Genomic DNA, 24,630 nt, shown 5'->3' with positions numbered 1-24,630 from the left:
AAGAAGGGGTTTCTATATAAATCGAAGCAAGAGAGGATTGATATAAATATATCAACCTTACCTTAAAAGAACATTAAATTTGGTAAAAATTTATTGGCTGGGGCTTGGTTAAATCTGGTTGACCAAATTTAATAAAGTTTCCGAAGTAGCGCCAATCTCTTCTGCAGAGGCATTCACTTCTTCTGTTGTAGCAGCTTGGGACTGGATTTTGGCACTCATATTATTAATATTCTCAAGAATGTTTTCAATGGATGTTTTAATGTTGTTCATACTGCTATCAATCTCATCCACTGCCTCGGAGCTATTAATCGCAAGCTTGCGAACTTCCTCCGCCACAACGGAAAACCCTCTTCCGTATTCACCGGCCCGGGCGGCCTCAATGGCGGCATTTAATCCTAATAAATTAATTTGATCCGCTATTTTTTTAATTAGTTCCGTTATTTGCGTGGTCTTTTCGGTGGTATTCTTGGTTTCTTGCGCAACTTTAATGGTTGTTTCATAGGTTTCCGCTAAATCCTGGGCATGTGCCGTTATATCGCTAATGCCACCCGTTATATAACGAATGGTTTCTGTAAACTGAGCCATAGTATCGGATAATTGTTCTTCCAGTTCTCTTTTTTCTTTGGCTTGGGTAATGTTTCTCAGGGTTCCGGCAACCCGCAGGGGGACGCCGTTTTCATCCCGCAAGGTTTCGCCACTGGCAAAAAACCAGGCGTATTCACCGCTTTTCATTTTTAGACGATATTCCACAGCATAGGGGGTTCTTCCCGTATGATCATTCAAATGATCTGCAAGGGCCTGGATTACTCTGTCATGATCATCTGGATGCAGCCTTTCGCTCCAACTGCTGAGAACATTGGGAAAATCAACTTCGTTATTATAGCCTAGCATTTTGCGGAATTGGGGAGACCACCAAAATTCGTTGTTGGAATTCACCGGGTCTCCTGCCACCACCGACATATCCCAGGGAGCATCGCTTTGGGATGAATTTGTGCTTAAAGCCTCGTTGATTAATTCAAATCTTGTCAAATGGGTCAGCAGTTTTTCCTGCTCTAATTTGCTGTCATGAATATCAAATAAAGCCCCAACCACCCGTAAGGGTACGCCCTTTTCATCCCGTAGTGTTGTGCCGGTTGCCTTAAACCACCGGTAATCCCCGTTTTTTAACTGTAACCGGTATTCAATATCATAGGGGGTTCGTCCTGAATAATCGGTTAAATGTTTGGCAAAAGCCTCTAAAGTCTGTTCCTTATCCTGGGGATGCAGTCTGGAGGACCAGCTTTCCAATAAATTGGGAAAGTCCTTTTCATCTTGAAAGCCCAGCATTTTTCTAAATTCATTTGACCACATAAAGGCGTTTTTAGGATTCACGGGATCCCCCGCAATGACCGTCATATCCCATAATCCAACATTGATTGATTTCTTTAATAGTTCAAATTGTACCTGCAGATTTTCTAATTCCTCTTGTAACACGCTACGTTTTCCAAATGTAAGCAAGAAACAGTCCCCCTATTATAAAAATTTAAAAGTAATTCCTAAACTCTAAAAATCGATTGTTGATCATTGCAGGCTTCAATTCACTATACTGTGCTTGAGGACTCCTGACAACCATTCTCACAGAGATTTGAGTATAATCTATAATGATGCAATCGTCAAAAAATTGGAAAAATCAGACCCTCTATTAAAAACACCCCTCATAAAAACGAGGGGTAGATAGAAGTTATAAGCTGTTTAAAGAGCGTAATGCGATCTCGCACTGTTTTTGAATATTGGCGTCTAATGAGGTCTCTGGGATGGCGCCGACAAAAGTAAAAATACCATTGTCCAATAACTTTATACAATGAAGTTGGATCAGTCCATCTTCAATAAATACAATACCGGCTATGACTCCTTCTATATCCTGGGATAACTTATTTTTGCCATCATAGTCCTTCAGCCATTCACCGGCGAAGAGGCTGAAGTTATCGGGTGTAATACCTTCACCTTTATCAGCAAAGGCAACCTGGCAATAACCTTCCCCCGGAACAATCACTCTAACTCCATCGGATACTTCCTCATCAATAATCCATTCAGGAGGGAGAATCATTTTAAAGTTCTGATCTTTATTTAAGTAGGTCATGATGGATATAAAAATTGTTTGTGTATTGGAGTTGAAATCAACCTTTGCACCGAGATTTTCACCGATAAATCTTAGAGGGACATAGGTACTTCCGGCAATTATTTGAGCCGGTACCTGGACCTCTGTTTCCACCCCGTTAATTACAGCATGATTTTTGCTGACGGGTACTTCAATTGCATGGTTCACCAGTTTCACAATAGCGGTTTGCGCGGTATTGTTCCATTGGACATCACAACCAAAGGCTTCACCTACAAACCTTAAAGGAACCAGTGTTCTTCCGTCAATAATTTGAGCCGGGGCTGCCATGGCAACGCTTTGTCCATTGATTTGTGCTTCATTATCGCCAATGATCAGGCTTACAGTCCCCTGGCTAGTTTCGGCGTAAGCAGAACCTGCCACGGATAAAATCAACAGGGTGGTTAGAAGCAGGATCATCCTTTTCATTCATAATACCCCTTTCAAATATTTTCCACCCTGGTTTATTCGACATGTTTATACAGTTTCCTCTTCATTAAAGAAAACTTAATATGTAGTTATCAGAGCAAAAGCGGCAAGGGCCTAACTCCCCCAAGAAGCAGTGGATTAATTTATACTACATTTCATAGTCGCCGGCAGCTTCCGGTTGATAAATAATTTTTTCTACTTTTAATCTTACAACCCCGTTGGGAACTTTCCAATCAAGGATAGCTCCAACCCAATATCCTAGAATTGCTGTACCTACAGGGGCTAAAACAGAAATTTTATCCTCTAGAAGATCGGCATCCGCCGGAAAGACCAGCGTATAAATCATCTCTTCACCCGTATCTAAATCCTTCAACAGAACTTTTGAATTCATGGTAATTACATCACCGGGAACCTCTTTGGGATCCACCACATGAGCCCGATTTAATTCATGTTCAAGGGTTTTTAAATAATCTTTATTGCCTTGATGAAATTCCTTTTCTTCATCAATTAATTTCAGCAGCCTTTTCTTATCAAATTCTGTAATATAAATGGATCTCGACATATTCACCAATCCTTTCTTAGTTTATTTATAGAAAATTTTAGTTTGTAGTTACTTGTAAAAATAATACTTGGCGACTATCCTGCCGCTCAGGATAGTCGCCGAAAAGAGAAGTAGCCCTTGGTATGCTGTTTAGCTCAAATATAACTGAAAAGGACCCGGATTGTATTAAGTAGCTAAAAACCCCTAAACTGTTCCCGCAGTCTAAGGGTTTATGAACGTCTCAATGGTGGAGCTATTAAATTGTTTTGAGTATTTGCATGCACAACTTTATTATCCGCTTTCCTGATCATGAAGTCAAGCTAAAAACCAAATACTTTTTATAATCGACAGAATGAAAGCTTTTTCCAATTTCTTTTGTTAACCAAAACCTTGCTTTATGACACCTTTATTAACTCTCTATATCGGTCAAGTTTTTTATAACGGGTTTGACATTAGTTTTATTTAATTCAGGCGGATTGGTAATAATCCTGGCAATTTGATTGACCGGAATAAAAATGGGAGTATTGCCATCCGCATCAGAAAGCACGATAACACCGTATTCATTTCTATAAATCTCACCGGAAGCCTGGGTAAGTGGTCCCACATAAATGATAACCTCTGTTGGTACGGGCAAATAATCGTGAATGGCTGTCATTAAGTTTGTATCACATCCCGGAGGAAGAGGAGCGGGTGCCGGAAGATAGGTTATCGACGGATTGTATACTGTGTCCGCACCGATATAAATGGCGGTTATAGCCATGAGGGGAATGGTTTCATATTGTCCAAGGCTGTTGATCAATATAAAGAGTCCCCCATCATTGGCTTCCGGCGAAGTATATACCTGATAAGGGGTGCCCGTTATGGTACCGGTATTGGTTGTGAAAACCGACATTACGCTGGTTGGGTAAAGTGCCAGCAGTTGTTTAATAATGTGGGTATACTGTGCAGTGATAAAACAGAGGGAGGTGTCTGCTAAACCCCCGTCAAGGGATACGAAAAGCATGGCTTTGCTTGGCGGCGCCGATGAATAAAGGATCGTTCCCGTGCTTGCATTTATTAAAGATAGAGAGACGGGAGCTACATTTACCTTAATCATGCCAAAGCCGGTAATCTGCCCGATTTTTGACGCTGAGCTTCCCTCAATAAAGTCTAATTGTGAAGATGAAAGGGCAAAGGCTGCTCCGCTCAGGGTCATAGCCCCTTGGGTTGCTACCCACCAATTGACGATGTATCTGCCGGATTCATTGAAAGTAATGATGCCGGTTAAGGGATCGTAACTTATATTACCGTCGGAAGAGATAATGGTGTCAAAAATAACAGCTTCTCCTGCTTCGACGTTACCGGAGGCCGACCGTTCTATTTGTAAGGAGATATTTCCCATCAGTATTCCCTCCTATATTTAGAGGATCTGCCAATAAGCAGCAGTTATTGCATACTATGTGCGGAGTTACCAAGGGGTGCTTAGATACCCTGTTAATGTTGCAATATTCTGATATAAAGTCATGCCTAGTTCAACTGAAAATTTTGTTTTGAAATCACGCAAACATAAAATAGGAGCAAGAAAGCGTAGGTAAGGTCCAGCCTATAACACACTTTAGTATTTTTTACGTATATTGTAGAAGTGCAAGTATATGTTTTGTAAGGATTTTTGCGCAGGTCTAAGATAGTGTTAGCAAAGAAACGTGCTTCTGGATTTCGGAAATATATATCAGATTTATTGAGAGGAGATAGCCATGACTTCTAACAGCGAGGATAGAGCCTTTTTAGGCCCGACCGGCCTCACTAGAACTACCGGGGCTACCGGCCCCACTGGCCCGACGGGTCCCACCGGTCCTGCCGGAGCCACCGGCCCCGCTGGAGCCACTGGGCCTACTGGACCCACCGGCCCTGCCGGAGTGCTTTCAGGACTTCAAGCGCAGTATATTACCGGTACATTTCAAACCATGGCCGATGGGGATGCGATTCCTTTTAATACGGTCATCAATAGTCCCAGTGCGGATCTGTCACTAAATGTGGTAAACGGAGAAATTACAATTGCCGCGCCAGGAAACTACTATGTTAGTTGGTGGATTGCGGTAGATGGTTCAACTGTTGCTCCAACCATTACTTTTTCCCTTGTACTTGACGGAAATCCCTTATCTTCCGCTTCGACACCGATTCTTAGCGACCAAATGTCAGGATCTGATTTAATCACTGTGGCTGCCGCCCCGGGCGTACTGACACTGATCAATGCCACTGGCAATGACGTATTTATAGGACCCACAACCGTACAGGCGAATATGGTAATCTTACAATTAGCCACCTAGCAATTGGTATATTGAATAAAATCCGTCCTCTGTCTAGATCTAGCGCACCCTGTCGGAAGTGTGTATCCGGCGGGGTGCCTTGTTTTTCTTTTTTAAAGACCGCAGAATGTATCTCTACCGTACAAAAGCAATTCCTAGTACGCTCAATCTTCGATATAATTAAGAATGTACAGTGAATAAAAGGAGGCTGCTAGAGTAATGAAGATCGGTACTTATCAGATATTTCCATTGAGCGTACCTTTGGATAAACCTATTGAAACATCCTTTGGCACCATGAAATATCGGAACGGTTGTCTTTTACGTTTAGAAACCGCTGAAGGAATGATTGGCTGGGGTGAATCCTGGATCAACTATCCCGGTTGGGGGCTTCAAGAGCGAATGGCCACCTTAACTGCGGTTTGTGAGGTGCTGCTGGAACTGGGGTCAACCGAACCCCGCAGGGTCTATCAACAACTGGTGCAGCGCTTTGCCCTTGTGGCCCGGCAGTGGGGAGCCATTGGTCCCATAGCCCAGTCCATCAGCGCGGTGGATCTGGCCCTATGGGATATTACGGCTAAAGCGGCGGGTCGGCCGGTCTATGGTCTTTTTAAGAAAAATCCCAAACCAATCTCCGTTTATGCCAGCGGTATTGGTCCCTATGATGTGGCCGGTTTTTTGAGCCGTGCGAAAGCTGCCGGTTTTACTGCCGCTAAAATTAAAGTGGGCTTTGGAGAAGAGATCGACCTAAATAATTTGCTTGATGCCAGACGGGTATGGGGAGAACAGACCTTAATGCTGGATGCCAACCAGGGTTGGAGTTTGGGGCAAGCCCTGGGTATGGTACAAAAATTAGAGTCCTTTCAACCCTATTGGCTGGAGGAACCTCTACCGGCCGATGACTTAACCGGTGTCATGAAATTGGCCCATAGCACCACCATTCCCTTAGCCTTAGGCGAAAATTTGTACGGCCAAGGATTTGTAGACTTTATTTCCACCGGTGCCATTCACTTTATTCAACCGGATCTGGCCAAGGCAGGTGGTTTGAGTGCGGCCCTGGAAGTAACAGATAAAGCCGTAGAACATAATGTAACGGCGTTGCCCCACATTTTTGGCACAGCCCTTTCCAATGTGGTAGGGGCCCACTATGCAGCCATTGTGGATGCGCCCTGGCTGGAGTTTGACGCCAATCCCAATCCCCTCAGGGAACATTTGCTGGAAGAACCGCTGGTTATACGCAATGGTAAGTTCCTTGTGCCGGAGTCTACAGGATGGGGGGTAACCATTAATCAACAGTTTCTGAAGGAATATGCTTTTAATGGCTAATCAAACAGTAAATTAAATCTAGAGTCTGTCCTTTATGGCTCAAAAATAAAAAGAGAATAGAACGCGGATGTTACGGATTTCCACGGATTTTTTAATTGTCAATTAAAATCCGCATCATCCGTTCAATCCGTGTTCTATTTCTTATTAGCCTGGTTGTTCGCTGAGTTATCTGCTGTTCTTCAGGCATTTGGCGACAGGCCCTTTAAATTTATCCCGTTCTGTACATAAATTATTTCCAAATTTCATTGGCAATTTCCCGGATGAAGGCAAGCTTACTCCACTGCTGCTCTTCTGTCAGCTTGTTTCCCTCTTCCGTGGAGGCGAATCCGCATTGAGGACTGAGACAAAGTTGGTTGATATTCACAATCTGGGCGGCTTCCTTAATACGGTTGATAACATCCTGCTTATTCTCTAATGTACCGATTTTGGAGGAAACCAGTCCCAGTACAACCTGTTGGTCTTTCAAAAATCTCAGTGGAGTAAAGTCCCCGGCGCGATGGGTATCAAATTCCAGGTAATACCCGCTAATATTTTCAATGCCAAAAAGAAATTGTGCAATAGGCTCATAGCCGCCCGAGGATGCCCAGGTGGATTGATAATTGCCCCGGCAGACATGGAGGGTAATGATCAGGTCGGAAGGGAGGCCGGTGATGGCTTCTTGGTTGACACGGGCGTATAGCTTGGCAATATCAGAAACTTTGATCCCTTCCTGTTGCCGTGCTTCCCAGTAATTCTTGTCGCAAAGCATCCCCCAGGTGCAGTCATCCAGTTGCAGACTGCGGCAGCCCGCTTCATAAAAGGCGCGGATGGCAGCTTGGTAGGCGCCTGCGATGTCGGCTACCAGTTCATCGCTGCTGCTGTAAAAAGCATCGGTGCGGGCTTTGTTCTCTGCACGCTGAAGCTCTGCTAGAAATTGGGCGGGAGCAGGTATGGTCTGACGGGCAATGGCCGCCTCGCCGGCAGCCTGCTTCAGGAATTTGAAGTGTTCGATGAAAGGGTGACTGGAAAAACCAATTTTTCCGGACAACCGCGCCGTTTCCGCTCGGGTTTCCACACCTTGAAATTGGTAACCCTTTTCCAGAAATACCTTTTCCACGCCATCAAGGCCCCACATAAAATCAAGATGCCACCAGGACCGTCTGAATTCCCCATCTGTAACCGCCTTAAGCCCTACAGATAGTTGTTTCTCCACCAGCCTGATAATCTCCTGATCCTCAATGGATTTCAATTGGTCGGCGGAAATCTCTTTGTTTTGGAATTTGCTTCTGGCTTCTTTGAGTCTTTGGGGACGCAGGAAACTGCCGACTATGTCATAACGAAAAGGGGATAAGGTTCTTTGGGTTGCACCTGCAAAGGAATTACTCATTCGGTTCTCTCCTTTAGCCTAGTAATTATATTGCTACCAGAAAGATACCACAAATGTTTGGTTATAGAGTAACTCCAATTTTCTATAGCTAGCTATAGCCTAATGCTATAACCATCCATCTATTCCGCAATTGCCTGCCGGAGTGCTTCAATATAAGCCGAGGCAAGCTTGGAAAGCGCAATATTTTTATGGCAAATCCACCCCACATTGATGGTTTCATCACAGGCTAAGGGAACCGGGATGATTTCATTGCCATTTAAATCGGCGCTAAGTACCCCTGTAGAAATGGTATATCCGTTTAAACCGATTAATAAATTGAAAAGTGTTGCCCGGTCATTGACCCGAATGCTTTTCTTATGCGATAAGGTGCTGAGAATTTCTTCGGAAAAATGAAAGGAATTATATTCCCCCTGTTCAAAGGAAAGGTAGGGATAGTGTTGAAGCTGGTCGATGGTAACGATGGATTGCCGGGCCAGCGGATTCTTAATGCTAATGAAAATGTGGGGTTTGGCCTTAAATAAGCTGTTGAATTGCAGATTTGCAGCTTTCAGCAGCTTGTTAATGACTTTGGCATTAAATTCATTAAGATACAATATCCCAATCTCGCTGCGCAGACTCTTTACATCCTCAATAATTTCATGGGTTTTGGTTTCTCGTAAAGCGAATTCATATTCATCCAGACCATATTCACGAACCAGATGGACAAAGGCATTGACCGCAAAGGCGTAATGCTGGGTGGAAACTGAAAAGTGCTGAGGAGAGGGTTTGGCGTCCAGATACCGGCTTTCCAGTAGTTCCGCCTGCTCCATGACCTGGCGTGCATAGCCGAGAAATTCTGCGCCTTCGGTGGTAAGGGAAATGCCTTTATTGGTGCGCTCAAAAATCGTAATCTGGAGTTCTTCCTCCAGGTCTCTGATGGCGTTTGAGAGGCTGGGCTGAGATATAAACAACCGTTTCGCCGCTTCATTCATTGAGCCGCGACTGGCTACCTCAATGACATACTTCAATTGCTGGAGCGTCAATGAATGATCCTCCTTCTTGATTTTAAATTCCTGTCAATTGCATTGGTCCGGCATAATTATTTATTCTCCAATTTTGCTCTAAACCTTCTTTATTTAATAAGGGCAGCCACTATTTCCGGCGATCTTTCAGAATGGCCAGTTTGGTCATTTCCCCATCATGAGCTATTTCTAAAAAATAATAGAACACGGGTTTTACAGATTTCCACTGATTTTTACGGATTTTTAAATCTTTAAAAAATCCGCGCCAATCCATACCATCCGTTAAATCCGTGTTCTATTCTAAATAGCCGGTTATTCGTTGTGTTATCTGCCTGTCTTTGGCACGCTATTAAAAAGTAGTTTTGCCATACGCCTTTTAATCTGGTATTGATTAAATCCACGCAAGGGCCATCTGCTTAATTAAAATCAACGTCAATTCTTTTTCTTGTATCCGATTGCAGCTTAGGCATCCGAATTTCCAGAACACCATTTTTGTAGGTTGCTTTTACATTTTCTGCCGAAACACGAGAGGGCAAGCTGATCGAGCGTTGAAAATGTCCGGAAAAACGCTCCTGCCGGTGCAGATGATGTTCCTTCATTTCGTTAACCCTGTTTACAGAACCGCTAATGGTTAGAAGATTATTATCAATATGGATATTGACATCATCCTTCTTTTCCAAACCCGGAAGATCGCAAGTTACTAAAACATCGTTTTCAGTCTCGTAAATATCAATATTGGGGTTACCAAAGTTTTGGGCCAAGCTCGTTCTGATCGCGGGGATTTCCGAAGTTAAAAAACGATCAAACTCCCGTCTAATATTATCTAAATGACGGAATGGTTCATGAGGAATTAAAGACATTATAGCTATGACCTCCTAAATGCTTGTTAGTTTTGTCTATTTATATTCTACAAATACATTCATATTTATTCAGTACAGCGTACTGCTGTAAAATCAAGCAAATAAGCTGCTGCCGATGAGTCTATCCATCATCACCATATTCCCGAGAAGATCTTCGGTAAAAGGGTTATTTGGTGTATAAAATATATAAAGGCCTGAAATCAGGCCTGCAGGATATTTTAGAGGATGGCTATTCGGAAATAATGAAAACTTGCGTACCGGTCTCAACCATCTGGAAAAGTTCCTCTATATCCTGATTATACATTCGGATTCAGCCGCCGGAGACGAGGTTACCGATTGAAACCGGATCGTCTGTTCCATGGATACATGTTTTGGTATTGGAGAGTCGTAAAAGTCGGGTTCCAAGTTCGGCCGAGAGGGGATTCATTGCTTTTTCACTTATAGCATAGGTGCCTGTTGGTGTTGGAGTGGAGGTCTTGCCGATCCCCACAGGGTACTCGTTTAAATGGCCATCCCCTTTATGGTAGGCAAGGCGGCGGGTGGAAAGATTAATCAATATATGTGGACAATTGGAATTCATAAGATTCACCTACTTTCTTTAGCTATTAATAATATCCTATGGCATCGCTTTGTTTTGGTTCATTGCAAACCAATTATATTTATGTAGTACCAAGTCAGGGGATAGAGTCCGACTGCTTGCAGCCCATTAAAGCGGCATGCCCTAGGATAGTGAGCATGCCTCTGTTAGAATGGTTTGTGGAGACAAAATACTGATGCAGGTTTTTATTTTAATCATTTTTAAAACTGGAGGATTCATTATGAAAGCAGGAAAAAATTATGGACCATCTCCTAATGCCAGATTTCTTAAAGAATAAAAGGCCATAATGCTATCAAGGTTATTTTCGCTTAAAACGACCTTATTATTCAAATGGAGATGAGAGAGTGATTATAAGACGTGCCTTGCAAAAGGAATCACTACAGCTTAGTGCCCTAGCATTACGATCTAAAAAATTTTGGGGTTATAACAATGACTTTATAGAACGATGTTGTCAGGAATTGGTTCTATCTCCTGAATATATAGCTACCTCCCAGGTATATGTCCTGAAAAATGAGCAAATTTGGGGTTTCTATGGTATGAGTGGAAAGGATTCTGAAGCATCTCTTGATTATCTATTTATAGAGCCATCTAAAATTAACCATGGATATGGCAGAAGTTTGTGGTTGCATGCAGTTAAAAAAGCAACAGAGCTTGGCTTTAATAGCATATTAATTGATTCTGATCCAAATGCAAAAGGATTTTATTTAGCTATGGGAGCCAAACAAATAGGAGAAGTTTCCTCAGGATCAATACCAGGGCGTCTTTTGCCTTTGTTTTGTTATACTATAGATAGATTTACGGTTTAAGCACAACTTTTATACAATTATCCTCTTTGCGATCAAAAACCTCATAAGCCCGTTCTCCCTGGTCCAGCCTCAATTTATGAGTAATGATATCCGTAGAGTCAATTTTCCCCTCTTTAATCCATTCCAACAAGTGTTCCACGTAGGCGGTAGCCGGACATTGCCCCATTTTTAATGTGATACCCCGACTCCAAAAGTCACCTAGAGGAAAGGCATTGTAGCGCATACCGTAGACTCCCACCAGCGCAACAGTACCACCTTTGCGAACGGCCTGTGCTGCCATATTAATGGCAGACATGGCCCCTCCCTGGAGCAATAAAGCTGTTTCTACCATTTCGGCCAAGGTCATTTTACCATCCATGCCCACACAGTCAATGACAACATCGGTTCCGCCTTTGGTTAACTCTTTGATATAAGATCCAGTGTTGTCATAATCCTCAAAATTTATTGTTTCTACCTTATTAAATTTTTTAGCATGTTCCAGGCGATAGCCGATGTAATCTACGGCAATAACCCGTTTAGCTCCTAAAAGCCATGCAAATTTCTGTGCCATCAAACCAATGGGACCGCAACCAAATACTGTAACAGTAGACCCTTTCTTTACCCCACCAATGAGATTACCCCAGTAAGATGTCGGCAGAACATCCGTTAAAAACAATACCTGTTCGTCTGTCAACTCATCGGGTACCTTCAAAGGACCTACGTTGGCATAGGGGACTCGCAAGTATTCTGCCTGTCCTCCGGCATAACCACCGTAGGTTTCGCTATATCCCAGAATCCCGCCCACTTCTCCGTGCGGATTGGAATTATCACATAGGCTGTATTGGTCATGCTCACAGTACCAGCAATGTCCACAGGCCACCGGAAAGGGCACAATGACCCGGTCCCCCTTCTTGATCTTGGTTACTTCTGGTCCCACTTCTTCCACGATTCCCATGGTTTCATGACCCAGAATAAAGTCTTTGGGCATGTTCGGAACCAAGCCATGAATCAGATGTAAATCCGATCCACAAATTGCCGTGGAAGTTACTTTAATAATGGCATCATCACGCTTTTCAATCTTGGGATCATGCACATTGCTTATCTTAATATCTTTTACACCCTGGTATGTAATGGCCTTCATATTAATTTCCTCCTTTTAAAATCCCTTTGCAGTTGACATTTATCAGCCGGTGTTTATTTTTATATATCCAATGCAGATAATCTAACATTAAACTACCCCAGGAAATTTAAAGTATTCATTCGGGCCTAGTGGTCTAAGAGAGGCATTTGGTTTTTACAAGAGATCAAATACTTGAATCTGTTATCGTTAAGATAGGCAGAGTTCTTTGATAAACCACGGAAAATTTTTGATTCCTGAAGGAGATATAAACAAATTGGAAGAATACAGGGTGTTCTGGACAAGTTGTTTTCAAGCCATACTTAATGTGCAGTTGGTTCATATAAAAAATGAAATGGTTTAGACATTGGAAGGGGAATTCCTAATGAAGACACTGATCGTCACTGAAAAACCATCGGTGGCTAAAGATATTGCAGCGGTACTGGGCCGCTTTGAACGAAAGGACGGCTATTTGGAAAATCGGGAGCACATCATCTCCTGGGCCTTTGGTCATCTGGTGGAACTGGCGGATCCGTCGGTTTATAATCCGGCCTTCAAAAAATGGCAGCTAGCCACCTTGCCCATCCTTCCGGATTCTTTTCAACTGGTTGAAATTGCCGGATCGGTCAAACAGCTCAGAATCCTGAAAAGACTCCTCCATTTGCCGGAGGTAAGCCAGGTGGTCAATGGCTGCGACGCCGGCCGGGAAGGAGAGTCCATTTTTCGTCGGATCTACCGGTACAGTGAATGCCGAAAGCCGATTAAAAGACTGTGGTTGTCGGAAACCACCCCGGCGGCGGTGAAAGCCGCCTTCAATCAACTGCGGGACGGTCGGGACTATGACAACCTGGCCGCAGCGGCTGAGGCCAGGGGACAAGCGGACTGGCTGGTAGGCATCAACGGCACCCGGGCTTTCACCCTCCGCCAGGGCACCGTTCTCTCCGTGGGCCGGGTGCAGACACCCACCCTCAATCTGATGGTGGTCCGGGAACGGGAAATTAAGAATTTCAAACCAAGCCCTTATTGGGAAATTTGGGCCATCTTTCAGGCGGATCAGGGAAGCTACAGAGGCAAATGGTTCCGGGGAAAAGAAGACCGGCTGGAGAATTCGGAGGTCGCCCAAGCCCTGATCCGCCAACTCACCGGCGAAGGGCTTCCGGTCCAAGGCCGGGTGACCTCCCTGGAACAAAAAGAAGTCAAAGAGCGGCCCCCCTTTTTATTCAACCTGAACGATCTGCAGAAAGAGGGCAACCGTAAGTATGGCTTCACCGCCCAGCAAATCCTGGACCTGGCCCAAGCTTTGTATGAAAAACACAAACTGCTGACCTATCCCCGGACCGACAGCCGTCATTTATCCAAGGCCATGTTGGGCACCTTACCGGAACGCCTAGCAGCACTGAAAAAGGCGCCCTCGTACGCGCCTTTTGTACCGGAGCCCCTGCCGGAACTCAGCAAGCGCTACGTGGATGACGGCAAGATTACCGATCACCACGCCATCATCCCCACGGCGGCAGACCCCACAAAGGCCTCCCTAAGGGAAGCGGAACAAAAAATTTACGATCTGGTGGCCCGGCGGTTCCTGAGCATCTTCTATCCTGAGGCCCGATATGCCGTCACCGAAGTGGTAACCGAGGCCGGAAGGGAAAAATTTAAAGCCCGGGGCCGGATGGAATTGGCTGCCGGATGGAAAATTCTGTGGCGGGATAATCGGAACCCGGAGAAAAATCATGACCCCAAAGGAGAAGAAAACGAAGACCAAAGCCTGCCTCCCTTGACCCGGGAAGAAGTCGTGGAAATGACCCATATAGAAAGCCAGGAGAAACAAACCAAACCACCCAAACGCTATACCGAAGCCACCCTTCTGACCGCCATGGAGAGTGCCGGTAAGCTGGTTGACAATAAAGATATGGCCGAAGTACTGAAACAGGCCGGAGGCATTGGCACTCCAGCCACCCGTGCGGCCATCATTGAGCGTTTGATCCAAGTGGGGTACATCCGCCGGGAGAAAAAGAACCTGCTGCCAACGGATAAAGGAGAAACCCTCATTGATCTGGCCCCGGAACAACTTAAATCCGTGGAACTCACGGCCGATTGGGAAGAAGGGCTGCGCCGGATGGAAGAAGGCCGGCAGGAACCGGAGGAGTGGATCAAAGGCATCAAAGAATATACCCGGCAACTGGTTCAATTTGCCCGGAACCAGGAAGACGCCGGCGTGGCTGAAGGAAAGAAATCCCTGGGTATCTGCCCGGTCTGTCGGCGGGACGTGACGGAAACACCAAGAAGTTATGGTTGCACCGGGTACAAAGAGGGCTGCAAATTTGCCATCTGGAAAGAAATCGCCGGGAAGAAAATCACCCTCAAACAAGCGGAGGACCTGCTGACAAAAGGAAAAACCGGCGTCCTCAAAGGATTTAAAGGGAAATCGGGAAAGCCCTTTGAAGCCGCCCTGGTGATTGGCGAAGGAGGGAGGGTGGAATTTGCTTTTCCTGATCGTGCCCAAAACAGATCGGGAACGAACCCTTCTATGGGTCCTGCCATTTTAGGCCCATGCCCGGTTTGCGGTAAAGGGGTTGTGGAAAGCAGCAAAGGTTTCGGCTGTACCGGGTACAAAGAGGGCTGCAAATTTGTAATCTGGAAAGAGATTGCCCAAAAGAAAATCGGGCTCACTCTGGCTAAAGAACTTCTGACCCAAGGCCGTACCGGGATGCTGGAAGGGTTTAAAAGCAAGTCCGGAAAAAATTTTGAGGCGGTATTGGTATTAAATCAAGGTAAAGTAGAATTTGAATTTACAAAAAGGTAAGAGACTGACGATTTTAACCTTTATCATAGACCTGAGTTTGTTTTAGCCGACTCCAAATAAACAAAAATATTTATTCAAATTACAGGGTAACTTACCACTGAGATGACTTCATATCATGTAAAAATTGTAATAAATTATTTTACTGATCGCTTTATGTAGGTCCTAAAGATATCTTTTTCTTATGAGAACGCAAGCAAATTCCAAACGTTTCTTCGGGATTTGTTTGCGTTTAGATTTTTGTGGTAAAAAAGGTTAAGAATTGTTCAGAAATTGTTCAGCATCATATTGTAAACTAGAAAGGATATTAAGTAAAAACCAAAGGTTTATTTTGTTTTTATTACCAAAATGTTAGTAAGATTATTCTTTTAGGTATGCGTTATAATGATCTATGTAACTATTTAAATTATTTAATAATGTATTTTAAACATTCGGAAAGGCTGGATGCATGACCAATCCTGAAGAAATTTTACAAAACCGCCGGCACCGAAAGCTTGTGTGGTTGGTAGGAATTCTGATATTTATTTTGGAATGCGCGGCCGGTTATTACTACAATGTCTATGTGGGCTATTATCATACTGACGGAATTAGCCGGGTTGCCAACGCTTTTTATGTTCTCTACAGCCGCGATCCCCATTTAGGGGCCATCGGCTTTGTCTGGAACCCTCTTCCCAGTATGGTGGATCTGCTCTTTTTGCTCCTTTATCCCTGGATTCCGGCAATGGCAACCAAAGGAATTGCCGGACTTCTCATGTGCGCCATCTTTGCCTCCTTAACGGCCGCTTTCGTGACCAAGGCTTTTCTACGCCGTGGTCTCCCGGGGTGGGTGGCCGTGGTTTTCCCACTGTTGTTTTCCCTGAATCCCATGATATTTATCTTCGGATTCAATGGCATGAGTGATGCGCCCTTTATGTTTTTTTTGATTGTCAGCATCGTTACTTTTTTAAACTGGCTGGATGGAAAACGGCTGGGAGATTTAGCCCTTTCAAGTTTTGCTTTGGCCCTCTCCTTTTGGTGCCGCTACGAGGCGGTTCCGCTGGGCGGGGGTTTGATCCTGGCTGGGCTGATCGGGGTGATGCTGGTGCAAAGGACCCATCATCCGCCCCATGAATCCCGTCTGAAATACCTATGGTCCAAAGCGGAAGGCGTTCTCTCCATCCTGGCGACCCCTTTGTTTTATTCCATTTTTCTTTGGCTCTTGCTGAATGCCATTATCATGGGCAACCCGTTTAATTTTTTAAATGGTAATTACACAAATTTAGCACAAATTGAAGGCCATTTGGAGGATGGCAGTATTTACGGGAGTTTGGTTGGCAATCCACTCCTTGCGCTCCTCTATGCTTTTAAAAAAGTGGCGGTGTTTTCCGTTCCTTTTATGTCCATTTTAATTTTAAAAGTATTAAACCATCGCTTATTTCAATGGGATACGCTAATTTTGATTCTTTTGTTCATTTCCATCCCCATGCTCCAGGTTGTCATGCTCTTGAAAGGTTCGACACTGGCCTGGCTGCGCTATTTCATTTATGTTCTGCCGGTTACCTTGGCCTGGTTGCCCTATGAGCTAAGTAAAATCAAGCGTCAATGGCATATTGCTATTCCTTTCCTTGCACTGGTTTTAAATTTTGGCATCCTTTCCTATGCGGTCACGCAGCCGTCCATTGCCCCCGATGAAAATACTTTTTTGCAAAATAGCTTCGGCCGTCACAGCGCGGTTTATGAGGAGTGGCGCAACAAGGAAGAGATTGCCCGCTATCTAGATAAATACTATTCTCAAAACGTGATTTTAACGGATTCCTTCTCCGCTTATTATATTATCTTGCAAAGCAAGTATCCTAAGCGCTTTTTCATTACCAGCGATTATGATTTTGCAAAGGCCATTTCCCATCCCACGGACTATGGTGTTGAATATTTCCTGATTCCAAAGCCCGGATCTCCTTCTATTCTCAGCGCCATCAACGACGCTTACCCGAACCTGTATGAACATGGCGCGGAGTGGGCGGAACTGGTGAAAGATTTCGGGTTGGACTGGCGCCTTTATAAAATTACGAACAGCACACGAGGAGGTTTCTGATGAACACTCCATTGATTGAAATTTCCGTAGTGATTCCCATGAAAAACGAGGCCCGGCATTTACATCATACGATAAAGACCATTGCCGGATTTATCGCACAGTCCACACCCTCCTACGAGCTGATTGTGATTGATGACGGATCCGAGGACGAAACCTGGAAGGAACTTTTAACCCTCCGTTTCGCAATTCCTCAGTTGGAAGGAATTCGCTTAAGCCGCAATTTTGGCAAAGAACGGGCCATTTGCTCGGGATTGGAGCATGCCCGGGGTCAAGCGGTGATTATTATGGATGGGGACCTTCAGCATCCGCCCGAACTGATTTCGCAAATGATTGATGCCTGGCGTTCCCGTTCCGTTAAAATTGTGGAATGCGTGAAACGGACCCGCACCAAGGAACCTTTCAGTTACAAACTAGGCACCCGGCTTTTTTATGGCATCCTGCATAAATTCACACGCTACGATCTGCACGGAGCCAGCGATTTTAAGCTTCTGGATCGTCAGGTGGTAGAGGCTTGGCTCACACTGCCGGAGCGCATCACTTTCTTTCGGGGTATGACCGCCTGGCTGGGTTTTTCCCGGCTTCAAATTGAGTTTGATGTGCCGCCGCGTATCGAAGGCAGGACGCAATGGCAGTCAGCTATGCTATTTAAACTGGCCTTAAGCGCCGTGGTTTCTTTTACCTCCTGGCCGCTGCGTTTTGTGACCTTCGTGGGGGTTTTCTCTTTCGTTGGGGCCATTATCCTGGGAATCCAGACTCTCTACATGAAATTGGCCGGAGTTGCTTCCACCGGTTTTACCACGGTAATTTTACTGCTACTGGGAATGAACAGCATTATTATGCTGAGTCTGGGCATTATCGGCGAATATATTGCCGCCATTTACGATGAGGTAAAATCCCGCCCGCGGTATTTAATCAGCGAAAACACCATGGTCGATCATAACAAATAATATAGGTGAAAAGGAATGAATGAAAAAAAACCACTCCGTTTAGGTGAACTGTTAATTGAAAAGGGTTGGCTTACAGAAAAAGATTTGCAGAAAGCCTTGGCTTACCAAAAAAACCAGGGCGGATTGCTGGGCAATATTTTGGTAGATTTGGGAATGGTTGAGGAAGCTAAAGTCATTGAAGCCACCAACTTAATCCCGCACCGGGGCAAAATTGGAGAGCTGCTGATAGAACTTGGGGTTCTGACGGAAGAGCAATTGCAAACGGCGCTGGAATTTCAAAAAAAGAGCGGCGGCGCTCTGGGCGAAATATTGTTGTCTTTGGACATGGTCAGTGAGCAGACCTTATACCGGGCCATTGCTTCTCAGCAAGGAATGGGCCGGCTTGGGGAACAGTTAGAGATCGATTCTTCCATAAAAATTCCGGAAAAGATGGCCATTCAGATGCAGGCCATTGTCGTGGGCAAAAGCCGGCGGCGAGTTGTTGTGGCTGTACTCAAAACCCTTTCTCCGGATCAAATCCACAGTTTGGAAAAAATTCTTCTGGCGGGCCGGGAGCAAAGTATCATTGAACAAATCCTGGTTACTCCGGCGGAAATGGAAACTCTTTGGAGCCTGGCTTATTCTCACGAACTAATGGAGATCAGCACGGAGCAGTTGGCTCAGGAGCGGCCGGACCAATCGGCCAGCATTATCTTTACCAAATCGCAAATGGCCGTGCTTTTTCTCGTTTTGGCCGTGATCGTGGTCGGGATGATTACGGCAACATTGGAAACAGTACTGATCATTAACATTGTGATTCAAGTGCTTTATTTTTTAGTGGCCTTGTTTAAATTTTTGATGATTTTTAAAGGGATCCGTGAAGGTGCACAGATCAGGATATCTGAAGAAGAAATTGCGGCCATTAATGAACGGGATCTTCCTATTTATACCATCTTAGTTCCCATGTATAAAGAAAGTTGCGTGATTCCTCAGCTTATGAGAAATTTGGAGCAGTTGGATTACCCCAAACATAAGCTGGATATTCGCTTACTGATTGAAGAAGACGATGTGGAAGCCCAGGAACTTCTTCGTACTATGAACTTAAAGCCTTATTACACCATGTTGGTGGTGCCGCATTCCATCCCCAAAACCAAACCCAAAGCCTGCAATTATGGTCTGATCAACGCCAGGGGAGAATATGTGGTAATTTACGATGCGGAGGATCGTCCAGATCCGGATCAGTTAAAAAAAGTTTATCTGGCTTTTCAAAAAAGTTCGGATTCCTGTTGTTGCATTCAGGCCAAACTCAATTATTACAACAGCGAACAAAACATTTTAACTAGGTGGTTTACCCAGGAATACAGCATGTGGTTTGATTTGCTGCTGCCTGGACTGATGCAATTTGATATTCCCATCCCTCTGGGCGGTACGTCCAATCATTTTAAAATAAAAATATTAAAAAGTTTAAATGCGTGGGATCCTTATAATGTGACGGAAGATGCGGATCTGGGCATCCGCTTGTATGCCCTGGGCTATACAACGGGCATTGTCAACTCCAGAACCTGGGAAGAGGCCAATAGTCAGGTGCCTAACTGGATCCGGCAAAGATCGCGCTGGATCAAAGGCTATATGCAAACCTGGCTGGTGCACATGCGGCACCCGGTGCGATTGTGGCGTCAAATCGGAACCAAGGGCATGCTGGGTCTGCAGGTGATTGTGTTGTCCACTCCGTTGCTGCCGCTGGTCAATCCGTTTTTATGGCTGTTGATGTTGCTGTGGTTTACCACTTACAAGGCCTGGATTCCCATGTTATTTCCCGGACCCATTTACTACATGGCAGCCATTGAGCTCGTTATCGGCAATTTTCTTTTTGTGTTCAGCAATGTGGTGGGCGCCTTCTGGGTTATTAGCGAGCTGCATGAGAAAGAAGATTATATGCTGTCGTTCCGTTTGGTAAAATACGCGCTGCTGACGCCCATTTACTGGGCGCTGATGAGTTTGGCTGCTTACAAAGCGGCCTGGCAATTGGCTACTAGGCCCTTTTACTGGGAGAAAACCAATCACGGTCTGACTAAAACCCCGCATCATATGGACGCCGGTGCTTGATCTTCCGGCCAAAATCCTTGAAGGCTGGAAATGGCCAACAGTCCCTAATTTCCGATATAGGATGGGATATAAGAATGAAAATTATTTTACTGTCAGGGGGATCGGGGCAAAGGTTATGGCCTTTGTCCAATGAAGCAAGGGCCAAACAGTTCCTGAAAGTATTGACCGATGCCCAGGGACAACCGGAGTCCATGATACAGCGGGTATGGAGACAACTGAAAACGGCCGGGCTTGCGGACGATACCGTGGTTGCCGTTGGCTGCCCGCAAGTGGCCATGATCCATAAACAGTTGGACGGAAACCCTAAAACCGTCGTCGAACCGGAACAGCGGGATACTTTTGCGGCCATCGTTCTGTCAGCCGCCTATCTCTATACGATGGAAAAGGTTCCTGTAGACGAAATCATTGCCGTATTGCCCATTGATGCTTTAACCCAAGGTGAATTCTTTACCCTGATCCGGGAAAAAGCGGAACCGGTACTCAGGAGCACCGGGGCCAATCTGCTTTTGATTGGCGCCGAACCGGATTCCCCGTCCGAAAAGTACGGCTATATTGTCCCTGAGGAAAATTCGGAGCCTAAAGACTATCGTTATGTAGCGCGGTTTAAGGAGAAACCGCAGCGGGCAGAGGCCTTGGCCCTGATAGAAAAGGGCGCCCTTTGGAACTGTGGTGTCTTTTGTTTTCAATTGAAGTTTCTGCTGTCAAAACTTAAAGAATTGGGGCTTCCTGCCGATTACTCCGCTTTATTGGCCGGCTACACGGCCTTGCCCAAACAAAGTTTTGATTATGCCGTCGTGGAAAAAACGGAACATCGGGTGGTGCTGCCTTATGCCGGAAAATGGAAAGACCTGGGGACCTGGAATACTTTGACCGAAGAAATGACGCAAGCGGTCTGGGGAAACGGCATGATGTCCGGGGACTGCCGCAATACCCACCTGATTAATGAGCTGGACACCCCGGTTCTTGTGCAAGGCATCAATAATGCGGTGGTTGCGGTCAGCCCTGACGGTGTACTAGTTACAGATAAACAAGCCAGTACTCAAATCAAAGGTCTAGTGGCCCGGGTCCAACAGCGGCCCATGTACGAAGAACGCTTCTGGGGCTGGTATAAAGTACTGGAGCACGCCCGCTATTCTGAACCGCAACCGTACGAAATACTGGTTAAACGGTTAAAAATTGAGGCGGGTAAAAATTTAAGCTACCAAAAACACCACCTGCGGGATGAGACGTGGATTATCATACGGGGAGAAGGAGAGTTCGCATTGGAGGGGAGGATTTCCAAAATTCAAACCGGAGATGTTCTCAAAGTACCCAGGGGAGTAGCCCACTCCATCCGGGCCATTACCGATCTGGAAATTGTGGAAAGCCAAAGCGGGTCTTTATTGGTCGAAGAAGATATTGAAAGGCTATTTTTGGATTGGTCGGATATCCAGGCGTTTTGCCGGGGGTAAGTCGGCTGAGTGCGGTGATTTCCCTTTATAAACCCATGCAGACTACTCTCCTAACAGAGAAAGCGCCGTAATCGAAGAGTCGAAGTAAATAGCCAGAATGGTATATACAGACCCATTCTGGCTATTTCTTTTCGCCATCTTTCTTATCGCTGGATTTTGAAAGAGACTCTGCAGCCTTTTTAACATCGTAATTTGAAGGCGAATAATCACCGTATGATCCGTGTGAAAGCATGTTTACATACACCTCCCATGGAATAGCATTTCTAAATTGGTGTGGTCATATACATCACACAAGGGAGGGATTTTTAAAATGGAAAAAGTGCTTGATCTGCCGTTAGAATTGATTCAACTCCTGAATGAAATCTATAAAAAATCAAAAGAACTGAATCCCAAGCTAACGGAGAAACAGTTTTTTATAAACCTCTTTAACGAGGGATTAGAACCGTATTTATCAATTAAACCAAGCCCGTACTTAAAAGATGAGGTAAAACTCTGTAATGATATTAAATTGGCGGTACGGTATAGTGGGAAAACCCAAACCCAGGTGGCTAAAGAAATTGGCATAGACCGGACTTACCTTCAGAAAATCATCTCGGGTAAAAATGAGCCTTCGGTAACCTTAGCGTTATTAATCGTTCGGGCCTGTGGATATCCAAAATTTGAAGACATTTTTTATCTGGAACCTATAAGGGATTGAATTTCCTTATAGGTTTTTTCAATTGTCAGGAATATGGACAATCAGTCAAATAGTATCAATAGAATAAGCGGATTTTATCTAAATGAAGTAATATATGACACACTGGGGGAGGTGGCGGAAAAGATAAGTCAAAAAAGTTCTGAAAGACGAATTGTCTCTAACTTCGCAGGAGTATGAAATTGATTTCATAAAAATAGATCGAAGCATTGTTGATATCCAAAAGAATGGATATGCTGGTTAGTGGTGGTTGGATCAAATAGATAGAATTTCAGGATCCTGGTGGTTACAATTAACATAAGACGTAAAGAAAAAATATGTATAGATTGCAAAGGAAAACGTGAATGCGTGAAATCTAAGGTCATAATTTTAAGTTAATAAAGGAGGGTTCGCTGTGATTATAACTGGTTTTTACGTGAAGGCCCATGAATCCAGGAAGATAAATAAGAGTAAGATTAAAGAACTAATTAGGTTTTTCGGGACTGTGCTAATAGCCATTCATATAGCAGCTACCGGTAGTCCGACTCAGGTTATGGCCAGTACAGGCAGCGACGTGATTGGCCGGATTGCTGTTATTACCTTTAGCCCTGGGAGGCCCGGAGCGCTAATTATCAGCTTGCTGCTGACAGCATTGGTTGGCTGGTTGTCCGGATATATCGCCCAGGCTTGCGGAAAAGGTCAAGTTGCCGGTATGATTCATATAACAACTCTTTTCTCATGTATTGCTTTGGTGGCAGAATCAGCATTAAGGGCATTTGAATTATTGGCAAAGTTTTTAGGATAGCCCTTCGGGGCTTTTCTTTTTATTTATAAGTTAGTAAACATTTTTTTAAAAGGTGTATATAGATGCTGTATTAAATCACATATAATATTTCTTATCTATAAGCTAGGAGGTACCACAGTTTGGGATGTAGATTACGCGAGGGAACAGGCAACCTATGGGCTATCGCTCTTTGGGAAACCGTCTGACACATCTTCTACCAGGGAGCATTACCGGGATTAAGAGAGATTGGCCAATACTTATGTGGAATCTCTTCTTTGAAATCGTCATTTAAAAATATGACCGGAGACCACCCTTTTCTTTGCTGGCCCGTCGTATTTTGAAATAACCGAGTATGTCACCACCTTCGAGGAAAGGAAATATTTGTTGTTGAATAGGCTAAAAGGAATCAAGGAGAAGTTTCATTGGACCATTAATAAATCATCCAAGGACAAGGGAGGGTTCATATGAAGCGGGTTGAAATAGGATACTCGGTTTCCCCCTAGAAGGCCAAGAAGAAATACCGAGAGCTGATCAATGCAAATTATTAGACCCGCGGTAAAATAGCAAGACCCTAAATTGAAAAAAATTTTAAGCGTTATGTAAAAAAGACAATAAAAATCCCTACCAGCAATCGTAAATGACTCCCAATTATGTAAGTTAAAGTAAAATGTAAAATATTTATGAATTCACCCTCCTTTGCCGGTAGATTTGGCCTTCACTCAGCAGCGTAAAGACCATGCGAACGAACTTGCGGGCCGTAAGGATTAAAGCACGTTTGTGATGATGATGTCTGGCCTCGGCATACTTTCTGCGGTAGAACGCAGCATACTCCGGCTCCTGCATCCGGACGGAGTTGGCTGCTTCGACAAAGTAATACCGCAGGTAGTAGTTGCCGGACCGGGTTAAGGGAATATCCTGGGCGTTAAACTTGCTAGATTGGTTCTGCCGCCAGGTTAAGCCCGCAAATTTGGCAAGGCGATTATGGTTGTGAAACCTTGAAATGTCGCCGATTTCGGCGACAATGCCGGCTGAGTAAACCGGACCGATACCCGGAATAGACTCCAATGTGTGTGGTATGGCTTTAATCTCTTTGGCGATGGCCTGATCGATTCTCTTTTGCTGATGCTCAAAAAACCGGAGGGTCTCAAGGGACATGGCCAGAGTAATATCCACCGTTTCTTGCATTTTGGGGTTTAAACGATAGGAATTACGGGCGGCCCGTTTTAGCGCCTTAGCCATCTCGGGAACATCCTTAAGGCGATGATTTCCGTGCTGCAGCATCCGGTCAACCAATTCTTCCACCGGCAGATTGGCTATTTCATCCGGAATTAGATTCCCTATCACTGCAGTGGAAGCTTGACCAAACAGATTTGAGAAGGGACA

Annotated in this window: 20 protein-coding genes; 10 read left to right on the top strand and 10 right to left on the bottom strand. The window is 44.7% G+C overall.

What is annotated here, in order from left to right:
- Window positions 1-108: 108 nt before the first annotated feature.
- The 4 genes from DESRU_RS21850 to DESRU_RS12865 form a co-directional block, all read right to left on the bottom strand.
- A complete protein-coding gene (locus DESRU_RS21850) occupies window positions 109-1,497 on the bottom strand; it encodes a methyl-accepting chemotaxis protein (protein ID WP_013842523.1) in 1,389 nt (462 codons plus the stop codon).
- Window positions 1,498-1,720: 223 nt separating this feature from the next.
- On the bottom strand, window positions 1,721-2,563 hold the full coding sequence (locus DESRU_RS12875; protein WP_013842522.1) for a copper amine oxidase N-terminal domain-containing protein: 843 nt from the start codon (window positions 2,561-2,563) through the stop codon (window positions 1,721-1,723).
- A gap of 148 nt (window positions 2,564-2,711) precedes the next feature.
- Entirely contained in the window at window positions 2,712-3,125 is a 414-nt protein-coding gene (gene rnk / locus DESRU_RS12870; protein ID WP_013842521.1) for a nucleoside diphosphate kinase regulator, read from the bottom strand.
- Window positions 3,126-3,513: 388 nt separating this feature from the next.
- The gene (locus DESRU_RS12865; RefSeq protein WP_013842520.1) at window positions 3,514-4,485 is read right to left on the bottom strand and encodes a hypothetical protein; all 972 of its coding nucleotides are present in this window, start codon (window positions 4,483-4,485) and stop codon (window positions 3,514-3,516) included.
- A 352-nt stretch (window positions 4,486-4,837) separates the two neighbouring features.
- On the opposite strand from DESRU_RS12865, the gene DESRU_RS20895 reads away from it, so the two are divergent.
- Window positions 4,838-5,410 (top strand): collagen-like triple helix repeat-containing protein, encoded by a 573-nt coding sequence (locus DESRU_RS20895; RefSeq protein WP_013842519.1) that lies wholly within the window; start codon window positions 4,838-4,840, stop codon window positions 5,408-5,410.
- Between the two features lie 198 nt (window positions 5,411-5,608).
- Entirely contained in the window at window positions 5,609-6,712 is a 1,104-nt protein-coding gene (locus tag DESRU_RS12855) for a mandelate racemase/muconate lactonizing enzyme family protein (protein WP_013842518.1), read from the top strand.
- Between the two features lie 229 nt (window positions 6,713-6,941).
- Here the strand turns inward: DESRU_RS12855 and DESRU_RS12850 are convergent, their stop codons facing one another.
- The 4 genes from DESRU_RS12850 to DESRU_RS20305 all read right to left on the bottom strand — a co-directional run bounded on the left by DESRU_RS12850 (window position 6,942) and on the right by DESRU_RS20305 (window position 10,495).
- Window positions 6,942-8,078 (bottom strand): 5-methyltetrahydropteroyltriglutamate--homocysteine S-methyltransferase, encoded by a 1,137-nt coding sequence (locus DESRU_RS12850; protein ID WP_013842517.1) that lies wholly within the window; start codon window positions 8,076-8,078, stop codon window positions 6,942-6,944.
- A gap of 119 nt (window positions 8,079-8,197) precedes the next feature.
- Window positions 8,198-9,100 (bottom strand): LysR family transcriptional regulator, encoded by a 903-nt coding sequence (locus DESRU_RS12845; protein ID WP_013842516.1) that lies wholly within the window; start codon window positions 9,098-9,100, stop codon window positions 8,198-8,200.
- A 395-nt stretch (window positions 9,101-9,495) separates the two neighbouring features.
- Complete coding sequence (locus tag DESRU_RS12840; protein ID WP_013842515.1) at window positions 9,496-9,939, bottom strand: Hsp20/alpha crystallin family protein; 444 nt, start codon at window positions 9,937-9,939, stop codon at window positions 9,496-9,498.
- A gap of 310 nt (window positions 9,940-10,249) precedes the next feature.
- The gene (locus DESRU_RS20305) at window positions 10,250-10,495 is read right to left on the bottom strand and encodes a L,D-transpeptidase (protein ID WP_207635950.1); all 246 of its coding nucleotides are present in this window, start codon (window positions 10,493-10,495) and stop codon (window positions 10,250-10,252) included.
- Between the two features lie 386 nt (window positions 10,496-10,881).
- Between DESRU_RS20305 and DESRU_RS12835 the strand changes: the two genes are divergently transcribed.
- On the top strand, window positions 10,882-11,343 hold the full coding sequence (locus DESRU_RS12835) for a GNAT family N-acetyltransferase (protein WP_013842513.1): 462 nt from the start codon (window positions 10,882-10,884) through the stop codon (window positions 11,341-11,343).
- On the opposite strand, the gene DESRU_RS12830 is transcribed toward DESRU_RS12835, so the two are convergent.
- Window positions 11,333-12,463, bottom strand: coding sequence for a zinc-dependent alcohol dehydrogenase (locus DESRU_RS12830; protein ID WP_013842512.1), 1,131 nt, complete (start codon window positions 12,461-12,463; stop codon window positions 11,333-11,335). The two genes, DESRU_RS12835 and DESRU_RS12830, sit on opposite strands and share 11 nt — an antisense overlap.
- A 361-nt stretch (window positions 12,464-12,824) precedes the next feature.
- Here DESRU_RS12830 and DESRU_RS12825 point away from each other — a divergent pair, with 361 nt between their 5' ends.
- The 7 genes from DESRU_RS12825 to DESRU_RS12795 all read left to right on the top strand — a co-directional run bounded on the left by DESRU_RS12825 (window position 12,825) and on the right by DESRU_RS12795 (window position 23,268).
- A complete protein-coding gene (locus tag DESRU_RS12825) occupies window positions 12,825-15,239 on the top strand; it encodes a DNA topoisomerase 3 (protein WP_013842511.1) in 2,415 nt (804 codons plus the stop codon).
- A gap of 445 nt (window positions 15,240-15,684) precedes the next feature.
- Complete coding sequence (locus DESRU_RS12820; RefSeq protein WP_013842510.1) at window positions 15,685-17,307, top strand: ArnT family glycosyltransferase; 1,623 nt, start codon at window positions 15,685-15,687, stop codon at window positions 17,305-17,307.
- Window positions 17,307-18,254, top strand: a complete 948-nt coding sequence (locus tag DESRU_RS12815) for a glycosyltransferase family 2 protein (protein ID WP_013842509.1) — start codon at window positions 17,307-17,309, stop codon at window positions 18,252-18,254. Before DESRU_RS12820 ends, DESRU_RS12815 begins: the two co-directional genes overlap by 1 nt.
- A gap of 15 nt (window positions 18,255-18,269) precedes the next feature.
- Window positions 18,270-20,339: a cyclic di-GMP-binding domain-containing protein, MshE-related gene (locus DESRU_RS12810; RefSeq protein ID WP_013842508.1), complete on the top strand. Its 2,070-nt coding sequence runs from the start codon at window positions 18,270-18,272 to the stop codon at window positions 20,337-20,339.
- A gap of 74 nt (window positions 20,340-20,413) precedes the next feature.
- Complete coding sequence (locus DESRU_RS12805) at window positions 20,414-21,790, top strand: sugar phosphate nucleotidyltransferase (protein WP_013842507.1); 1,377 nt, start codon at window positions 20,414-20,416, stop codon at window positions 21,788-21,790.
- A gap of 310 nt (window positions 21,791-22,100) precedes the next feature.
- Window positions 22,101-22,487, top strand: a complete 387-nt coding sequence (locus DESRU_RS12800; RefSeq protein WP_013842506.1) for a helix-turn-helix transcriptional regulator — start codon at window positions 22,101-22,103, stop codon at window positions 22,485-22,487.
- 391 nt (window positions 22,488-22,878) lie between these two features.
- The gene (locus DESRU_RS12795) at window positions 22,879-23,268 is read left to right on the top strand and encodes a hypothetical protein (RefSeq protein ID WP_013842505.1); all 390 of its coding nucleotides are present in this window, start codon (window positions 22,879-22,881) and stop codon (window positions 23,266-23,268) included.
- 657 nt (window positions 23,269-23,925) lie between these two features.
- Here DESRU_RS12795 and DESRU_RS21150 read toward each other — a convergent pair.
- A complete protein-coding gene (locus DESRU_RS21150) occupies window positions 23,926-24,591 on the bottom strand; it encodes an IS110 family RNA-guided transposase (RefSeq protein WP_207635949.1) in 666 nt (221 codons plus the stop codon).
- Window positions 24,592-24,630: the final 39 nt, after the last annotated feature.

The organism is Desulforamulus ruminis DSM 2154 (genome assembly GCF_000215085.1).
In the GTDB taxonomy this organism is placed as follows: domain Bacteria; phylum Bacillota; class Desulfotomaculia; order Desulfotomaculales; family Desulfotomaculaceae; genus Desulfotomaculum; species Desulfotomaculum ruminis.
This window is presented reverse-complemented; position numbering and strand designations above follow the sequence as displayed.

Coding starts and splice junctions, on each gene's coding strand:
- DESRU_RS12875 (WP_013842522.1), bottom strand. CDS start 2,563: ATGAAAAGGATGATCCTGCTTCTAACCACCCTGTTGATTTTATCCGTG.
- rnk (WP_013842521.1), bottom strand. CDS start 3,125: ATGTCGAGATCCATTTATATTACAGAATTTGATAAGAAAAGGCTGCTG.
- DESRU_RS12865 (WP_013842520.1), bottom strand. CDS start 4,485: ATGGGAAATATCTCCTTACAAATAGAACGGTCGGCCTCCGGTAACGTC.
- DESRU_RS20895 (WP_013842519.1), top strand. CDS start 4,838: ATGACTTCTAACAGCGAGGATAGAGCCTTTTTAGGCCCGACCGGCCTC.
- DESRU_RS12855 (WP_013842518.1), top strand. CDS start 5,609: ATGAAGATCGGTACTTATCAGATATTTCCATTGAGCGTACCTTTGGAT.
- DESRU_RS12850 (WP_013842517.1), bottom strand. CDS start 8,078: ATGAGTAATTCCTTTGCAGGTGCAACCCAAAGAACCTTATCCCCTTTT.
- DESRU_RS12840 (WP_013842515.1), bottom strand. CDS start 9,939: ATGTCTTTAATTCCTCATGAACCATTCCGTCATTTAGATAATATTAGA.
- DESRU_RS12830 (WP_013842512.1), bottom strand. CDS start 12,463: ATGAAGGCCATTACATACCAGGGTGTAAAAGATATTAAGATAAGCAAT.
- DESRU_RS12825 (WP_013842511.1), top strand. CDS start 12,825: ATGAAGACACTGATCGTCACTGAAAAACCATCGGTGGCTAAAGATATT.
- DESRU_RS12820 (WP_013842510.1), top strand. CDS start 15,685: ATGACCAATCCTGAAGAAATTTTACAAAACCGCCGGCACCGAAAGCTT.
- DESRU_RS12815 (WP_013842509.1), top strand. CDS start 17,307: ATGAACACTCCATTGATTGAAATTTCCGTAGTGATTCCCATGAAAAAC.
- DESRU_RS12810 (WP_013842508.1), top strand. CDS start 18,270: ATGAATGAAAAAAAACCACTCCGTTTAGGTGAACTGTTAATTGAAAAG.
- DESRU_RS12805 (WP_013842507.1), top strand. CDS start 20,414: ATGAAAATTATTTTACTGTCAGGGGGATCGGGGCAAAGGTTATGGCCT.
- DESRU_RS12800 (WP_013842506.1), top strand. CDS start 22,101: ATGGAAAAAGTGCTTGATCTGCCGTTAGAATTGATTCAACTCCTGAAT.